The sequence below is a fragment of the Capnocytophaga sp. FDAARGOS_737 genome, from assembly GCF_009730375.1.
GTDB lineage: Bacteria > Bacteroidota > Bacteroidia > Flavobacteriales > Flavobacteriaceae > Capnocytophaga > Capnocytophaga leadbetteri.
Map to the genome: position 1 here is coordinate 770,222 of NZ_CP046316.1, position 16,853 is coordinate 787,074.

A 16,853-nucleotide genomic window follows, 5' to 3' on the forward strand; every position below is an offset into this window, starting at 1 on the left:
GGGGGTTTTATTTTCGTTTTTAGTGTAATTATCCCTTTTTTAGGGTGAAAATAAATGCGTTTTTATCAGAAATGCGAAAAAGTACGAAATATTTTATAAATAGCTATTTTGTATATTTACCTGATAATCTGTATTTTATATTTTATACTGACTAAAAAATGGCTATTTAAATAAAAATATTTAATAAAATGCTTGCATTTTTTTTTTTTGTTTTTACTTTGCACCGTCAATAAAAATAATTAGAAAATTAACAACTAAAAAAAAGGAACTATGCGAGACAAAGCAATGATGAAAAGACATTGGGCAGCATTACTGTTGCTATGTCTGTGTACTTTTTCGGCGTGGGCGCAGTCGCTTAACATAAAAGGAAAGGTAACCGATGCTAACAAAGAGCCTCTTATGGGGGTAAGTGTAGTGGTGAAAGGCACTACTAAAGGAGTCAGTACCGATATGAATGGTAATTACGCGCTCGATAATGTAGCCAAAGGGGCTACTTTGGAATTTTCGTATATCGGTATGGTAACGCAAAATATTGCCGTAAATGGTCGCAACACCATTAATGTGCAAATGAAAGACGAAAACCAACAGTTAGAAGAAGTAGTGGTAGTAGGCTACGGAGTTCAGAAAAAGTCGAGTATGACGGCAGCAGTATCTTCGGTATCGGCTAAAGAGGTGCAAAAGCAAGTTACTGCCAATGTGGCTTCAGCCCTACAAGGGCGTACCCCAGGGGTAGAAATTTTGCAACGTGGCGGTATCGCAGGGGCTGAGGTGAACATAGTAGTACGTGGTGCAGGTTCGTTTGGCGCTACGGCACCGTTATACATCATAGATGGGGCAATAGCCGATGGGCTCGATGCGCTTAACCCTTCGGATATTGAGTCGATAGAGATACTTAAAGACGGTTCGGCAGCCGCTATCTACGGTTCGCGCGCTGCTAATGGGGTAGTGCTCGTTACTACTAAAGACGGTAAGAGCGGTAAAACTATAGTGCAAGTAGATGCTTCGTACTCTTATCAAACCCCTTCAAAAATGCTCGATATGATGAACGCAGAGCAATGGCGTACTTTTGCTAACCAAGTGGCAGACAACAGTCCGGCTTACGACCGCGCTCCTCAGAACGTAAACCCTACTGACCCTAACCGCAGTACTGATTGGCAAGATTTGTACTACCGCAATGCGCCAATGAGCAGCTTTAACGCCAGCGTATCAGGAGGAAGTGAAAACTCTACTTTTAATACTAGTTTGGGCTATGTAAGACAAGAGGGTATCATCATTAAATCAGAATACGATAAGTATATGGCGCGTATTAATGCTACTTTTAAAAAAGGTAGATTTTCTTTGAGTGAAAAGCTGTCTATCACTAATACTAAAAAAGTATCGCCTCCGGGGGGGCGCTCTCTTGAGATGCCTACTATACCGGTAACAGACGAACACGGGCGTTATGTATCAACCGCTGCATCAAAAGGTTATTCTATCACTAATACCAATATTTCTAACCCTTTGGCAGCTATCTATAAACAAGACGCTTTTACTCGCAATACTAGTGCTACAGGTAGTTTGGCAGGTACTTTTAAACTGATGAAAGGTTTGCAGTACAAGCTAAACGTAGCAGGAACTTATGTAAATACTAATACCTATAAGCACGTACCAGCTTATGATACCTTCTTTAATGCTGATGGTACTGCTGATAATAAACTTAACCAAACCGCACGCACTTCGCTATCAGAAGGAAGAGCTGAAAACTTCAATTATACTATTGATAACCTACTTACACTCAACCGTACTTTCCAAAAGAAACACCATATTGACGCCCTATTGGGTACGAGCTGGATGCGCGAGTTTTACCGCAAAAACTCAATTAGCTCAGGCGTACACGATTTAGGAGCCCCTACGGTAAAAACGTATAACGGCGAAGGGGTAGTGGGGTCTAATCAGGAAAATGCTGCACTGCTTTCTTTCTTTGGTAGGCTTAATTACGATTATAGTAATAAATACTTGCTATCGCTTAGTTTGCGCCGTGATGAGTCGTCTAAATTTGCTAAAGGGCATCGCGTGGGTTACTTCCCTTCAGTATCAGTAGGTTGGAATTTGCATTCAGAGTCTTGGTTTAACCCTGAACTGCTTAGCAAACTGAAACTACGCGCCAGCTATGGTGAGTTGGGGGCTAACTTTATTGACCCTTATACGTTCTTAAACTTGGCATATGGCCCTGTACCTGCTGCTTTTGGCAACTCGCGCCAATATGGTTATGTTACTCGTTTTGCGCAACACGACCTCACTTGGGAAACTTCCATTTCATCTAACGCGGCTATTGAGGTAGGAGTACTCAACAATATGCTTACCCTTACTGCTGAATACTTTATTAAGCGCAATAACAATCTGTTAGCACCGCTTGAGTCGCTTCCTTCTTCAGGACAAACTATCACTATCAACAAAGGAGCTGTGCCTAACTACAACACCGCTTCTGTAGAAAACAAAGGGTTAGAGTTTTCGTTAGAATTTAGAAAGAAATGGGACGATTTGACTCTTAACTTCCAAACTAACCTAACCTATATGCAAAACAAGGTATTGTCATTGGGCGAAGGGGTACAACCTATTCGCGGAGAGCTGATGAGTGGTAAGTTTAACGACCGTCCTACTATCACTAAAGAAGGTTTGCCAATAGGCTCTTTCTTAGGCTACAAAGTAGTAGGCACTAATGACCAAGGCGACTTCCTTTTTGAAGGGAAAGACGGTACTGCCAAAGTGGCTAAACAGCTAAAAGAAGAAGACAAACAAGTAATAGGTAATCCTACCCCTGATTTCACTTTTGGTTATAACCTCAACCTTAACTACCGCAATTGGGATTTTACCGCTTTCTTCCAAGGGGTAGCAGGTAATGAGATTTTCTCAGCAGCTAAGTATGACTTGTACTTCAATTACGACACTAACGCTCCTGTAGATGCTTTGAACTCTTGGACACCTACCAATCGGAATACTAAGCTACCAATCGCTAAGACTGACAACTACAGCGGCGGCAACGCATTGCCAAGTACCTTTTATATAGAAGACGGTTCTTATTTGCGCCTTAAGAACGTACAAATAGGTTATACATTCCCGCTAACCATTCTGAAAAAGATAGGAGGCTTGCGCTCGCTACGCATCTACGGTAGCGCTCAAAACCTCTTTACGCTTACTAAGTATTCGCTATACGACCCTGAAGTGGGTAGCAATGCCTTGTTCAACAAAGGAATTGACGGTTTAGGTACTTCGCCTGCTATCAATGCCCGCGTGTATAATATGGGATTGAAATTAACATTCTAAACTGAAAACGAAATGAAAAAGATACTATATAAAGCCATATGTATAGCCTCACTTATAGGGCTAACCGCTTGCGAAAAGACTTTTGACGAATTGGCGAGCAACCCTAACCAACAAGACGTAAATGGGTTTTACAACACGCCGCAAAACATTAACAAGGGGGTGATAGGTATTTATGCCTACATCACTACCCCAAGAGCGATGGGTACAGCAGGACGCTTGCAAATTAACCGAGGCGATGAGAGTAGCGATGCTTCGGACTATGGAGTGCCAGGACAGTATTCTGCGAACCTTTCTAGCTCTTGGTATACCATAGTACAGCCTTATTCGCTTTTCTATACAGCAGCTTCGCAAGCCTGCCAAATGATAGAGGAGATACCTAAAGTGAATTTTAGCAACCAACAACTAAAGAATGCCTATTTGGGTGAGGCGTATTTTTTAAGAGCCTATACGCATTGGTTTTTGTTTTTGAACTTTCGCAATATACCACTGATGAAAGAGTTACCTTCGTCAGCCAAAGACTACAAACCACAGGCTACCCCTGAAGAGGCTTGGGACTTTATTATATCAGACCTTAAACGCGCTAAAGAACTCTTGCCAGAAAAAGGCTTTTGGACAGGCGAATCAGTAGGGCGTGTGACCAAAGGTTCGGCTATTGCCCTGCTTGGGAAAGCCTATTTGTACCGCTCAGGCATTGAGCACTACTACGGCCATAGTAGCACAACTTATTATAACGAAGCCGCAGCCGAGTTTAACGAGCTAATACTCAGTGGTAAATATCGCTTAGTAGCCGATTATAACGACAACTTTAAGGTGGCTACTGAAAACAACGATGAGTCTATATTCGAGTTGCAATTCTTGGGCGATGTAACCAATACCGGATTTAACCCAGGGCTATCTAATAGCGGGGTATGGCGCGACCCACGTGGTTATTTGCCACCTACCAATAAAAATGCAAATAGCAGTGTGATACACGATTGGGTGTATAACACCTTTGTAAATTCTAAAGATGCTTCGGGGCACACCGACCCACGTATGTTCGGCACTTTGATTTTTGACGATACCAAATCAGAAATTAACGCTCGTACAGGTGATGAAGTCCGTATTTTTGATAATAAAACATTCAGAGAGTATTACGGAGCTAAAGGTTTTGGGGTAGCCAAAGCACAAGCAAAGAAGTACAAAGCCGCTTGCCGTAAAGGTATTGACTGGACGCTTGCTACTCGTAACCCTGGTGATAACTTCTATATGTGGAATGGTAGAGCCAATGGTCTTAACCAAACAGAAATCCGTTATGCTGATGTGTTGCTAATGTATGCCGAAGCTGTGGTAAAAGGCGGTACACAAGGCTCACTAACGGCGTTAGACGCTGTAAACCAAGTGCGTGCCCGCGTAGGTATGCCAGCGGTAAGCACTGTAGATATGGATGTGATAGAGCACGAACGCATCTTAGAGCTTACCCAAGAAGGGCATCGCTTTTTCGACCTATTGCGTTGGGGCAAGGTAGCACAACGTTTCCACGAATTAGAGCGCACTGACCCTAATTTTAAAAAGTATAGCAACTCTGCTTATCTCGGGTTCCAAGAAAACAAAAATGAGTGGCTACCCCTACCGGTAGACGAAGTTGAGGGCAACCCACACATCACTCGTAACAACCCAGGTTGGTAATTATCAAACTAATATAATGAAAAGAATAATCATTTTACTTTCAATTACTTTATGTATAAAGTCTTTTGGTCAGGAACTTCATAACGGTATAGTGTTGCCAGCAGAATGGCCACCACGTTATGAAGAGCCTACCGAGAGGAAAGAAATGCCGGTGCCGTACTTGCAGCAAAAACCAGCAGTAATACCTATCAACACCGGTAGACAGCTATTTGTAGATGACTTTTTGCTTAGCGAAAATAACCTACAAAAGGTATATCATACCCCTACTTACTATGCTGGTAACCCTGTGTTAGAGCCTGATAAAGAATGGGAGAAAACTACCCAAGGTGCCGTTTACGCTTCTCCTTTTAGCGATGGTATATGGTATGACGAGCGCGATGGCAAGTACAAAATGTGGTACCTAACAGGGGCAGGCACCCTACACAAAGGAGACCCCCAAACATTCTACACCGGTTATGCCGAATCGGCTGACGGTAAGCATTGGGTGAAACCTGCCGCAGGCGTGTATAGCAATACTAACATAGTAGAAACCTCTAACCGCGATGCCGCTACTGTATGGCTTGACCGCAATGAGAAAGACCCTGCTAAGCGTTGGAAACTTTTTAATGTAGAACGCCGTCCTTCAGACCGCCGTTGGCAGATAGTGCTTAAATACTCTGCTGATGGTATTCATTGGAGCAAAGGGGTAGCACAATCGGGTGATATATACGACCGCTCATCGGCATTCTACAATCCGTTTACTAAAAAATGGGTGATTAGTATGCGTTATGGTACCCCTGTATCTAGCCGCTCGCGTGCTTATGTAGAGCACTCTGACCCTGAGGAACTGGTATCGGTAACCCACCGCATACGCAAAGACGACCGCGATAAGCACGTGCACTACTGGTTTGCTCCTGATGACAAAGAGCTACGCCACGAAAAATACCCCGAAGTAGAACCCGGTATCTATAACTTTGATGCTATTGCGTACGAGAGTATTATACTCGGTTTCTACAGTGCGTGGGCAGGGCCTGAAAACAAGGTGTGTGAGCAAGATAAGATACAGAAGCGCAATGTGATTTCGCTCGGCTATAGTCGCGATGGTTTTCACTTTGCACGCCCTACCCACCAACCTTTTATGAATGTAAATGAGACCAAAGGCGCGTGGAACTGGGGAAATATGCAGTCAGTGAATGGAGTGCCTATCATCGTAGGCGATTCGCTTTACTTCTATGCCAGCGGGCGTAGGCTTAGCGATGTGTTTTGGGATAGTCATACTTCAACAGGCTTGGCTACCTTGCGTCGCGATGGGTTTGTATCGCTGAAAGCAGACAAAAAAGAGGCTTTTGCCACTACTGAAAAAGTAAGTTTTGATGGCGACTATTTATTTGTAAATGCGGCTCTTCCTAAAGGGAAACTTTTAGTGGAAGTATTAGATGAAAACGGTACCCCTATTAGTGGTTTTAGCAAAAAAGACTGTATAGGGCTACAAAAAACTGATAGTACTAAAGCACGCGTACAATGGAAAGGCAATGCTACCCTTGCCCCCCTTAAAGGCAAGCCGGTGCGCTTTAGGTTCTACCTTACTAATGGCGACTTATACGCTTTCTGGGTATCGCCTTGGGAAACAGGCGAAAGCCGAGGCTATACCGCTGGCGGAGGTAAAGGGCTGAACCCTTCGGGGATTGATTTACCAATTAGCAAATTAGCCAATTAGCAGATTAGCAAATTAAAAATGAAGAAAGTATATTTAATTTTCAATATGGTATTGGCAAATACCGCTTTCGGTCAGGTACTTCATAACGGTATAACGCTACCCGCACAGTGGCCACCCCGTTATGAAGAGCCTACTGAGAGAAAAGAAATGCCGGTACCCTACCTACAACACAAGCCAGCAGTGATACCTATCAATACTGGCAGGCAGCTATTTGTAGATGACTTTTTGCTCAGCGAAAATCATTTGCAGAAAGTTTATCATACTCCCCATTTCTATGCACAAAATCCTGTCCTAAAGGCTGATAAGCCTTGGGAAAACACAAAAGAAGGCTATCCGTATGCCGCTCCGTTTAGCGATGGGGTGTGGTATGACGAAGCTGACCAGAAGTTTAAGATGTGGTATTTGGCAGGAGCTTCGCAGGCAAATGAAGCTAAACACGGTTTGGCTACCTGCTATGCCGAATCGGTAGACGGTAAGCATTGGACGAAACCCTCGTTAGATATAGTGCCCGGTACTAACTACGTGGATGTGAACAACCGCGACGCTGCCACTGTATGGCTTGACCGCAATGAAAAAGACCCTGCTAAGCGCTGGAAATTCTTCAATGTAGAGTATAAAGTAATGAATAATAATGAGTATAAAAGCGATAAAGCGCAATATCAGTTTGTGCTAAAATACTCATCTGATGGTATTCATTGGACGGATAAAGGTGTAGCGCACTCAGGGAGCATAACCGATAGAGCTTCAGTGTTTTACAATCCTTTTACTCATCGTTGGGTTATCAGTATGCGCTATTCAGTGCCAGCGGTGTCGAACCGTTCGCGGGCTTATTTAGAGCACCCTAACGCTGAAGATGCCGTAAGCCTTGCCCATATGAAGAGCCGACAAATTAACGATAAGTATAATGTTTTTTGGTTTACGCCTGACGACAAAGAAAAACGCCACCCTGATTATCCTGAAGTAGACCCTGGCATTTACAATTTTGATGCTATTGCCTACGAGAGTATTATTTTAGGTTTTTACAGTCAGTGGCAAGGGCCTGAAAATGGTATTGCCAAAAAAGCGATGATGCCTAAACGCAACGAAGTACAATTAGGCTACAGCCGTGATGGGTTTCACTTTTCGCGCCCTACGCACCAGTCGTTTATGGGAGTAAATCCTACTGAAGGGGCTTGGAATTACGGCAATATGCAGTCAGTAAATGGGGTGCCTATTATTGTAGGCGATTCGCTTTATTTTTACAGCAGTGGTCGCTCTAAAAATGGTATTTGGTGGGATGCAGGTATGAGCACCGGCTTAGCTACCTTGCGCCGTGATGGATTTGTATCGCTAAAAGCTGATAAGAAAGAAGCGTTTGCCACTACCGAGAAAGTGCGTTTTGACGGCGAATATCTGTTTGTAAATGTGGCTCTTCCTAAAGGGAAACTTTTAGTGGAAGTGTTGGACGAAAACGGTACTCCTATCAGTGGTTTTACTAAAAAAGACTGTATAGAACTACAGAAAACTGACAGCACCAAAGCTCGCGTACAGTGGAAAGGCAATACTACCCTTGCGGCACTCAGAGATAAACCTTTGCGTTTTAGGTTCTACCTTACTAATGGCGATTTATACGCTTTCTGGGTATCGCCTTGGGAAACAGGAGAGAGTAGAGGCTATACTGCAGGCGGTGGTAAAGGACTAAACCCTTCGGGGATTGATTTACCCAATTAGTCGTTAGTTTTTAGTCGTTAGTCGTTAGCATAGTGTCGCTTTCTAACGACTAAACTAAAATATTTTAAAATACTAATTTTCTTTATTTTAGTGTTTTGTCTTTTTAAAACTTTCGTTTTTACTTTTTATAATAGAGTAAAGATAGGTTTTGTACGGAAAAGTGAGAGCTAATAGAAAGAATAAGAAAAAATAAAAGAAAATTTTACTATCTAAACTACTGATAGTGAGTGTTTTTTGATTGTTAAAGTAAGGTGTTAGTCCGTTTGTAATTAAAAAACTTTAAAAAATATTTGTTAGTTTTAAATTATTGACGTACATTTGCCGTGCTATTTTAAAAATATAATGAGGTTAATGAGGTAGCTCTTAGCTTCGAGGTAAAAAATAAATAAAACAATGGATTTTAAACAATTAGAAAAACAATATCGCGATGAGCTTCTACAAAAGGTGGTTCCTTTTTGGTTAGAAAAATCGCAAGATAAACAGTATGGAGGCTATTTTACTTGCCTCGACCGAAAAGGTAACGTATTTGATACAGATAAGTTTATATGGCTGCAAGCCCGTGAGGTATGGCTCTTTAGTATGCTATACAACCGCGTAGAAAAACGCCAAGAATGGTTAGACTGCGCTATACAAGGGGCTGAGTTCCTAAAAAAATACGGACACGATGGGCAGCTAAACTGGTACTTTTCGTTAGACCAACAAGGCAACCCTTTAGTAGAACCTTATAACATCTTCTCTTATACCTTTGCCACTATGGCATTTGGTCAGCTAAGCATCGCTACAGGCAATAAAGAATACGCTGATATCGCTAAAAAAACTTTTGATATAATCCTCTCTAAACAAGACAATCCTAAAGGCAAATGGAGCAAAGCCCACCCTGGTACGCGTTCGCTCAAAAACTTTGCCCTACCGATGATATTGTGCAACTTAGCCCTTGAAATAGAGCCGCTTTTAGAGCCCTCATTTATAGAAGAGGCTATGGAAGCCTGCATTCACGAGGTGATGGAAGTATTTTTGCGTCCGGAGCTGGGGGGTATAGTAGTAGAAAATGTGAATACTGATGGTAGCTTGTCCGATACTTTTGAAGGTAGACACCTCAACCCAGGGCACGCTATCGAGGCGATGTGGTTTATAATGGATTTAGGCAAGCGCCTTAACCGCCCTGCTCTGATAGAAAAAGCAGTGCAAACTACCCTAACAATGCTTGAGTATGGTTGGGATAAGCAGTACGGAGGTATCTACTACTTTATGGACAGAAAAGGCTGTCCGCCTCAGCAATTAGAATGGGATCAGAAATTGTGGTGGGTGCATATCGAAACGCTTATTTCGCTTATAAAAGGTTACCAACTAACAGGCAATAAAGACTGCCTACAATGGTTTGAGAAAGTGCATAATTATACTTGGCAGCACTTTAGAGACCCTGAATACCCTGAGTGGTGGGGGTATCTCAACCGCCAAGGAGAGGTACTTCTCGACCTGAAAGGCGGTAAGTGGAAAGGCTGTTTCCACGTGCCAAGAGGTTTGTACCAAGTTTGGAAAACAATTGAAATGATCAATGGTTAATGAATAATGATAAAGAACATATAATATACAAAACTTTGTCAAAGTTTTTAATGCCTGCGGTGCTACGGTCTTTCACGACAAAGTCTACTCAGTCGCTTTTGCATCACTGCATTCCCCCCTTGGGGGGGGTAAGGGGGAGGTTATCATTAATTTTCCTCCTTGCCTTAATATCTTGTACAGAAACCCAAAAAGAACAATCTATGAAAATTAATATTACAACACTTACAACCCAAGGCTTAGAGGGCGACCTTCAGAAAGGCGTTTCGGCTGCCTACGCCGCACTTATAGGCGAAGACCTATTGGTGGCAGGCGGTTGCAATTTCCCTGATAAACTCGGTTTTGAAGGGGGCAAAAAAGTGTTTTACGAGGCAATACTTCACTTTGATAAAAATCAAAATCAATGGCAGACGATAGGCAAACTACCTGAAGCCGCTGCTTATGGCGTATCGGTAGCCATTCCTGATGGCTATCTGTGGATAGGCGGGCAAACGGCTACTAACTCGTTAGCTACCTGCTATAAAGTGCAATATTCAAAAGAAAAAGGACTTACTCTAACTGACTTTCCTGCTTTACCCGAGCCTCTTGATAACTTTGCGGGGGCGAGCGTAGGCAGCAAGGTGTTTGTAGCAGGTGGCAACGCTTCGGGCAAAGCCTCTAACAAAGTATTTTATATAGATACGGCTACAGATAAACAGTGGAAGCTGTTAGCTGATTTCCCTGGTGAGGCAAGAGTACAGCCTGTATTGGCTGCTATCGAAAAAGAAAACGATACTCTTTTGTATGTGTTAGGAGGCTTTTTCGGAGGTGATGCCACTAAAGCGCCTACTATGGGCGAAAAGGTATTGGCTTTTAGTTTGAAGCAACAGCAGTGGCAGGAAGTAGGGGTACAAGAAAGCCCTAATAAAGAAATCTTTTCGCTTACAGGGGCTACCGCTTTGGCTATTGACAATCGTTATATAGCTTGTTTTGGAGGGGTGAACCACCGTCTGTTTATCAATACTATTACAGACCTTTATCACTTGGGTAAAGATACTACCCTTACAGATGAGCAACGCAAGCAGAAGAATTACGACTATATGTCGCATTATATGACACAACCTATTGAATATTACCAATTCAATAAGGAATGCTATCTGTTTGATACACACTCGCAGCAGTGGTCAGTACTCGATACGCAAGCTGATTTTGCACGGGCAGGCGCTACTTTAGTAGGCACCCCAGCTGAGTTTTACCTTGTGCAAGGGGAACTCAAACCCGGTGTTCGCAGCCCTAAAACCTATCGATTGAAAATTAACTAACCGCGAACCACTAACGACTAAAAACTAATGATTCATATGAAAAACAGTAAAATATACCCTTGGATAGTAGTTGCCCTGCTATGGGTGGTGGCACTACTGAACTATTTAGACCGACAAATGCTCTCTACGATGCAAGAGTCGATGAAAATGGATATTACAGAGCTTGCGGTAGGCGAGAATTTTGGTCGCTTAATGGGCATCTTCCTCCTTATCTACGGATTGATGAGTCCCGTAGCGGGTATTTTGGCTGACCGTCTTAACCGCAAGTGGATGATAGTAGGCAGCCTCTTTGTATGGTCGGCCGTAACTTACGGAATGGGCTATGCTACTACCTTTGACCAAGTGTATTGGCTACGCGCCTTAATGGGAGTGAGTGAAGCGCTTTACTTAGCTACAGCCCTTTCGATGATAGCGGACTATCACAGCTCAAAATCGCGTTCGTTGGCAGTAGGTATCCATATGTCGGGGCTCTATGCGGGGCAGGCTTTAGGCGGTTTTGGGGCTACCATAGCCTCAAACTACACTTGGCACACCGTGTTTCATTGGTTTGGTATAGCAGGTATAGTGTATGCTGTGTTCTTAGTCTTTACCCTTTTCGATATAGAGCGCAAACCACGCGTAGTACAAACAGCTGTTCCGACAGAAAAGAGCGGACTATGGCAGTCGCTTACGCTGGTATTTGGCACTTTCTCCTTCTGGATATTGCTCTTCTACTTTATGGCATCGAGCTTCCCAGGTTGGGGTACTAAGAACTGGTTGCCTACCCTTTTTGCTACCAATTTGGGAGTAGATATGGCTACCGCAGGACCTATGGCAACTATTTCTATCGCTATATCTTCATTCTTAGGAGTGCTTATAGGAGGTACCTTGTCCGACCGCTGGGTACAGACCAATATCAAAGCGCGTATTTATACCAGTACCATAGGGTTGGGGCTCACCATACCAGCCTTGATATTGATAGGCTTTGGACACTCATATGTAGCGATGATAGGAGCAACTTTGCTCTTCGGAATTGGTTATGGTATGTTCGACACCAACAATATGCCTATCTTGTGCCAAATCATACCGCAACAACAGCGCGCTACTGCGTATGGCATTATGAATATGGGCGGTGTATTTGCAGGTTATGCCGTTACCCGAATGCTCGGTAGCTCTACCGATGCGGGCAACTTAGGTGCTGACTTTAGCAAATTATCGGTAATCATCTTGATAGCTATCGTGCTGATGCTGGTATTCTTAAAACCAAAAAGAGAAATATGTGGCAATTAATTTGTCGATTTGCCAATAAGCTAACAACTAAAAATTAATAACTAAATAATATGACATTTGAAAAAATTAATGGGCTGATAGTAGCGCCCTTTACCCCTTTCGACAAGAAAGGTGAGGTAAATTTAGACCCTATAGATGAGTATGCAAAACTTTTGCAAAGAAATGGATTAATAGGAGTGTTTATCAACGGTTCATCAGGCGAAGGCTATATGATGACGGTTGAAGAACGTATGAAGATAGCAGAGAAATGGGTGTCAGTAGCCCCTAAAGGCTTCAAAGTGATAGTACACTGCGGGGCAACTTGTATAAAAGATAGCTATAAAATGGCACAACACGCCCAACAGATAGGGGCTTTTGGTATCGGAGCTATGGCATCGCCTTTCCCTAAAGCGGGTAGGGTAGAAGAATTAGTGAAATACTGCGAAGAAATAGCTTGTGGGGCACCTAATTTGCCTTTCTACTTCTATCATATACCTGTGCTTAACGGAGTGTATTTGCCAATGTTGCCTTTCTTAAAAGCTGCTGACGGTCGTATTCCTAACTTAGCGGGTATCAAATACACCTACGAGCCGCTATATGAGTACAACCAATGTATGCTTTACAACAATGGCAAGTATGATATGCTTTATGGCTTAGATGAGACTATCCTTAACGCCTTAGTGATGGGAGGAGCTCGCGGAGGTATCAGTGGTACAGGTAGTTATATAGGCAAGGTGTTAGTGGGTATTATAGACGAATATCACAAAGGCAATATTGCTAAAGCTGCCGAACTGCAAAACTACGCCCAAGATGTAATAAACGTAATTGCTAAATACCGCGGTAATATAGTATGTGGCAAACGCATAATGAAGCTGCTTGGCTTAGACTTAGGTATCAACCGCACACCTTTCCAAAACATCACCGATGAAGAGGAAGCTGTGATAAAGAAAGAGTTAGAAAGCATAGACTTTTTTAATAAATGCAATAAATAGTCGTTAGTGATTAGTCGTTAGCAAGCGACAACATTCTAACGACTAAAAACTAACAACTAAATCATAACTAATTGGAAATTAAATATACTTGATTATGAAACAAAAGATTTTATTTTGTTCGTTCTTCTTGATGCTCTTTACCGCTATAGGTTGGGCACAAGAAAAAATAGTGAAAGGGACGGTATCGTCAGACGAGTTGCCGTTGCCAGGCGCTGCTGTGGTTGTGAAGGGTACCACTCACGGTACTCAGACCGACTTTGATGGGAATTATACCCTAACTGTAAAAGAGGGTGATATTCTTGTGTTTAGCTTTGTAGGCTATACCACTCAGGAGAAAAAAGTCACTGGGGGAGGTAAAAATCTAACAATTGATATCAAGCTAAAAGAAGAGACTAATACGCTTGATGAGGTGGTAGTAACCGGTTATGGTGTACAGACTCGTAAGACTTTGGCTACTTCAGTTTCAAAGTTAGATACTAAAGTGTTAGAAAGTGCACCACGCTCTAATGCGGCTACTGCTTTGCAAGGTAGTATAGCAGGGCTTAGAGTAACACAAGTAACTGGTAAACCAGGTACTACCCCTGAAATACAATTGCGTGGTGGTACAGGATTTGACGGTAGTGGTTCGCCTTTGGTGTTAATTGATGGGGTACCAGGTTCTTTTTACGCCCTAAACTCTGATGATATAGAGTCTATGGAAGTGCTAAAAGATGCCGCTTCTACTGCTATTTATGGAGCTCGTGCAGCTAATGGGGTAATCTTAGTAACCACTAAAAAAGGTAAAACAGGTCGTTCTAATATTACCTTACGTACTAAGTATACAATGAATCAGAAGCGTTCCCTACCTGATTATTTAAATGCGCGCGACTTTATCTATTGGAACAGACGTGCTATTAAGAACGTACAAGACTATGGGGTGCACAACTTCGACCAATTCCTTACTGGCACGCACGCTATGGCAACAGGTAATAATACTACTGATTCGCCATACACCACAATGGAACTTACAAATGCCAATCGTTATTTGCTAAACAATCCTGAATGGCAAACAATGACTGACCCTTTAGACCCTAATAAAACACTTATTTTCCAAAATAATAATGTAGGAGAACTCATCTACCAATACAGTGATGCTAAAGATTATAGTGTATCATTTGAAGGAGGTAATGATAAAGGCTCTTACTATTTAGGATTAGGGTATCTAGATGATACTGGTTTAGTATTAGGTTCTAATTTCAAACGTTATTCAGGTACTTTCAATGGCTCTTATAAGATTACAGATGATTTTAAAGTATCTTCTAATATTCTTTACGCTCAATCTAATAGAGTAGGTTCTTTTAGAGATGCTTTGAGTGGCTATGCCAATGAAGATGACTATTTTATTTTCCAACGTTTTGCAGGACAAGCGCCAACTTCGCGTATTTACAATACTAATCCTGATGGTAGTTCGTCTAAAAATTATAACCCTGGTAGTAACTCAGGATTTGGTAACCCTGCTTACTACAAAGATAAATTCTTAATGGACAATATAGAACACCGCATTACGGCTTCAATACAATTTGATTGGAAATTGGTTAAAAATCTTTCTTTGATGGCTCGTGCTAGCCACTTTGCAGTACATAATACATCAGAAAGATTTTATAAATCTTATTTGAATAGTGGTGCTTTGGTATCTTCTCGCTATGCTAGTACAGCTTATGACCGCACTATGAATAATCAAGGAACACTTACTTTGAACTATAAAAATACTTTTGCTGAAAAGCATAACCTAAGCGCACTATTAGGAGGTGAGTATTTCAAACAACAACAGTTTTCTTCGAGTGCTGCAACTGAAGGCTCTCCTACCGACCTTATCCGCACCCTTAATGCAGGTTCAAAAGCTAGTGGTATTCCTTCTTCTTATAAACGCGATTATAGTATAGTGTCTACTTTTGGACAGCTTAATTACGATTATGATGACCGTTACCTTTTAGGACTTACTTTCCGCTATGACGGTACCTCAAAACTACGTGATAATAAGTTTGGTTTCTTCCCAGGAGCTTCTATAGGTTGGAATGCTCATAATGAAGAGTTCTTCAAAGAAGGAAAAGTTAGTCAAGTGGTGACCAGACTAAAACCACGTGTAAGCTATGGGGTAAACGGAAATATTGATGCTTTGACCATAGATAATGACTACTATTGGTTATTAGGTAAATATAGTGTACAATCTCCTTATAATGGTAAAAAAGGTTATGTGAATACCTCTGTACCTTTGTACTATTTGAAATGGGAAAAAGCTACTACGCTAAACTTTGGTTTAGACCTTGGGCTTCTTAATAATCGTGTGAATTTCTTAGTAGATTATTTCATTCGTGATATCTATGATAAATTGGCAGACCAAAGAATTCCTATCTCTACAGGGTTCTCTTCAGTAAAAATCAATAATGGTACACTACAAAATAGAGGTATTGAAATAGAGGCTAACTTCAAAGTTATCAATACTGATAATATAAAATGGAATATAGGAGCTAACTTTACTCGTATTCGCAGTTTTGTGAAGAAACTTCCTAATAATGGTAATGATAAGAATCGTATAGGAGGACAAGAAATATGGGATCCTTCAAATCCTACCCAAACTATGTATGTAGGCGGTCGCCAAGAAGGTGAACGCGTAGGTGATGACTTAGTAGTAGGTTATCAGGATGAAGGAGTATATCATAACCAAGCAGAATTAGAAGCTGATAAAGATAGAAAAATTCAGTTTTATGCGGGTACTATCCCTGCTGCTAACAGAAAACCTATAGTAGGTGACACTCGTTGGAAAGATGTAAATGGCGATGGTATTATTGATAGCCGCGATAGAGTAGTGTTAGGTAGAACCACCCCTGATTTTATAGGAGGTTTTACTACTGATTTTACTTATAAAAACATTAATCTCTTTGTAAAAACAGATTATGCAGTAGGACACTTAATAAATAATGCTGTGCGCACTAGAGGTATTTCGCAAGTACAAGGTAATATGAACTGGACATCTGAGATAAGAGATACTTGGACACCTGAGAATCCTAATGCTAATATTCCACGTTATGACTTTACCGACCCTCGTGGTAACCATAAGGCTGGAGGTGAAGGACAATATTCAGCAAGCTCTCGTTATTGGGAGAAAGGAGATTATTTAGCTTTGCGCGAAATTACTCTTAGCTATAACCTACCAGGAGCTGCGGTGAATAATGCTTTCAAAGATATTCGTCTTTTTGTTTCAGGTACTAACTTGGCTTACTTTACTAAGTATACTGGTTATTCTCCTGAAAAAGGAGGTTGGGACAATGGACGTTTCCCTCTACCACGTAGCTTTACCTTTGGTATCAACGCTACTTTTTAAATAACTTTTAAATATTG

9 protein-coding genes are annotated in these 16,853 nt (G+C 41.8%); all 9 read left to right on the top strand.

The genetic code is table 11. The features are described from left to right. Nucleotides 1–285 precede the first annotated feature (285 nt). The 9 genes from FOC45_RS03335 (at nucleotide 286) to FOC45_RS03375 (ending at nucleotide 16,836) form a co-directional block, all read left to right on the top strand. Nucleotides 286–3,303 carry a TonB-dependent receptor gene (locus FOC45_RS03335; RefSeq protein ID WP_231121896.1) on the top strand — a complete coding sequence of 1,006 codons (3,018 nt, stop codon included), beginning with the start codon at nucleotides 286–288 and terminating at the stop codon, nucleotides 3,301–3,303. A 12-nt stretch (nucleotides 3,304–3,315) separates the two neighbouring features. Then, nucleotides 3,316–4,968 (top strand): RagB/SusD family nutrient uptake outer membrane protein, encoded by a 1,653-nt coding sequence (locus FOC45_RS03340; RefSeq protein WP_009392634.1) that lies wholly within the window; start codon nucleotides 3,316–3,318, stop codon nucleotides 4,966–4,968. A 16-nt stretch (nucleotides 4,969–4,984) separates the two neighbouring features. Beyond that, nucleotides 4,985–6,664 carry a hypothetical protein gene (locus tag FOC45_RS03345; RefSeq protein WP_034540325.1) on the top strand — a complete coding sequence of 560 codons (1,680 nt, stop codon included), beginning with the start codon at nucleotides 4,985–4,987 and terminating at the stop codon, nucleotides 6,662–6,664. Between the two features lie 18 nt (nucleotides 6,665–6,682). Continuing rightward, on the top strand, nucleotides 6,683–8,374 hold the full coding sequence (locus FOC45_RS03350) for a hypothetical protein (RefSeq protein WP_009392630.1): 1,692 nt from the start codon (nucleotides 6,683–6,685) through the stop codon (nucleotides 8,372–8,374). 393 nt (nucleotides 8,375–8,767) lie between these two features. Next, on the top strand, nucleotides 8,768–9,937 hold the full coding sequence (locus FOC45_RS03355; protein ID WP_009392628.1) for an AGE family epimerase/isomerase: 1,170 nt from the start codon (nucleotides 8,768–8,770) through the stop codon (nucleotides 9,935–9,937). Next, nucleotides 9,937–11,235: a cyclically-permuted mutarotase family protein gene (locus FOC45_RS03360; protein ID WP_009392627.1), complete on the top strand. Its 1,299-nt coding sequence runs from the start codon at nucleotides 9,937–9,939 to the stop codon at nucleotides 11,233–11,235. The genes FOC45_RS03355 and FOC45_RS03360 overlap by 1 nt, the downstream gene beginning before the upstream one ends. A 36-nt stretch (nucleotides 11,236–11,271) precedes the next feature. After that, complete coding sequence (locus FOC45_RS03365; protein ID WP_034540329.1) at nucleotides 11,272–12,504, top strand: MFS transporter; 1,233 nt, start codon at nucleotides 11,272–11,274, stop codon at nucleotides 12,502–12,504. 50 nt (nucleotides 12,505–12,554) lie between these two features. Continuing rightward, nucleotides 12,555–13,475 (top strand): dihydrodipicolinate synthase family protein, encoded by a 921-nt coding sequence (locus FOC45_RS03370; protein ID WP_009392623.1) that lies wholly within the window; start codon nucleotides 12,555–12,557, stop codon nucleotides 13,473–13,475. A 94-nt stretch (nucleotides 13,476–13,569) separates the two neighbouring features. Next, complete coding sequence (locus FOC45_RS03375; RefSeq protein ID WP_009392622.1) at nucleotides 13,570–16,836, top strand: TonB-dependent receptor; 3,267 nt, start codon at nucleotides 13,570–13,572, stop codon at nucleotides 16,834–16,836. Nucleotides 16,837–16,853: the final 17 nt, after the last annotated feature.

Bases quoted from the DNA above. Each gene is read 5' to 3' on its own strand.
- FOC45_RS03335 (WP_231121896.1), top strand. From the start codon at position 286: ATGATGAAAAGACATTGGGCAGCATTACTGTTGCTATGTCTGTGTACT.
- FOC45_RS03340 (WP_009392634.1), top strand. From the start codon at position 3,316: ATGAAAAAGATACTATATAAAGCCATATGTATAGCCTCACTTATAGGG.
- FOC45_RS03345 (WP_034540325.1), top strand. From the start codon at position 4,985: ATGAAAAGAATAATCATTTTACTTTCAATTACTTTATGTATAAAGTCT.
- FOC45_RS03350 (WP_009392630.1), top strand. From the start codon at position 6,683: ATGAAGAAAGTATATTTAATTTTCAATATGGTATTGGCAAATACCGCT.
- FOC45_RS03355 (WP_009392628.1), top strand. From the start codon at position 8,768: ATGGATTTTAAACAATTAGAAAAACAATATCGCGATGAGCTTCTACAA.
- FOC45_RS03360 (WP_009392627.1), top strand. From the start codon at position 9,937: ATGAATAATGATAAAGAACATATAATATACAAAACTTTGTCAAAGTTT.
- FOC45_RS03365 (WP_034540329.1), top strand. From the start codon at position 11,272: ATGAAAAACAGTAAAATATACCCTTGGATAGTAGTTGCCCTGCTATGG.
- FOC45_RS03370 (WP_009392623.1), top strand. From the start codon at position 12,555: ATGACATTTGAAAAAATTAATGGGCTGATAGTAGCGCCCTTTACCCCT.
- FOC45_RS03375 (WP_009392622.1), top strand. From the start codon at position 13,570: ATGAAACAAAAGATTTTATTTTGTTCGTTCTTCTTGATGCTCTTTACC.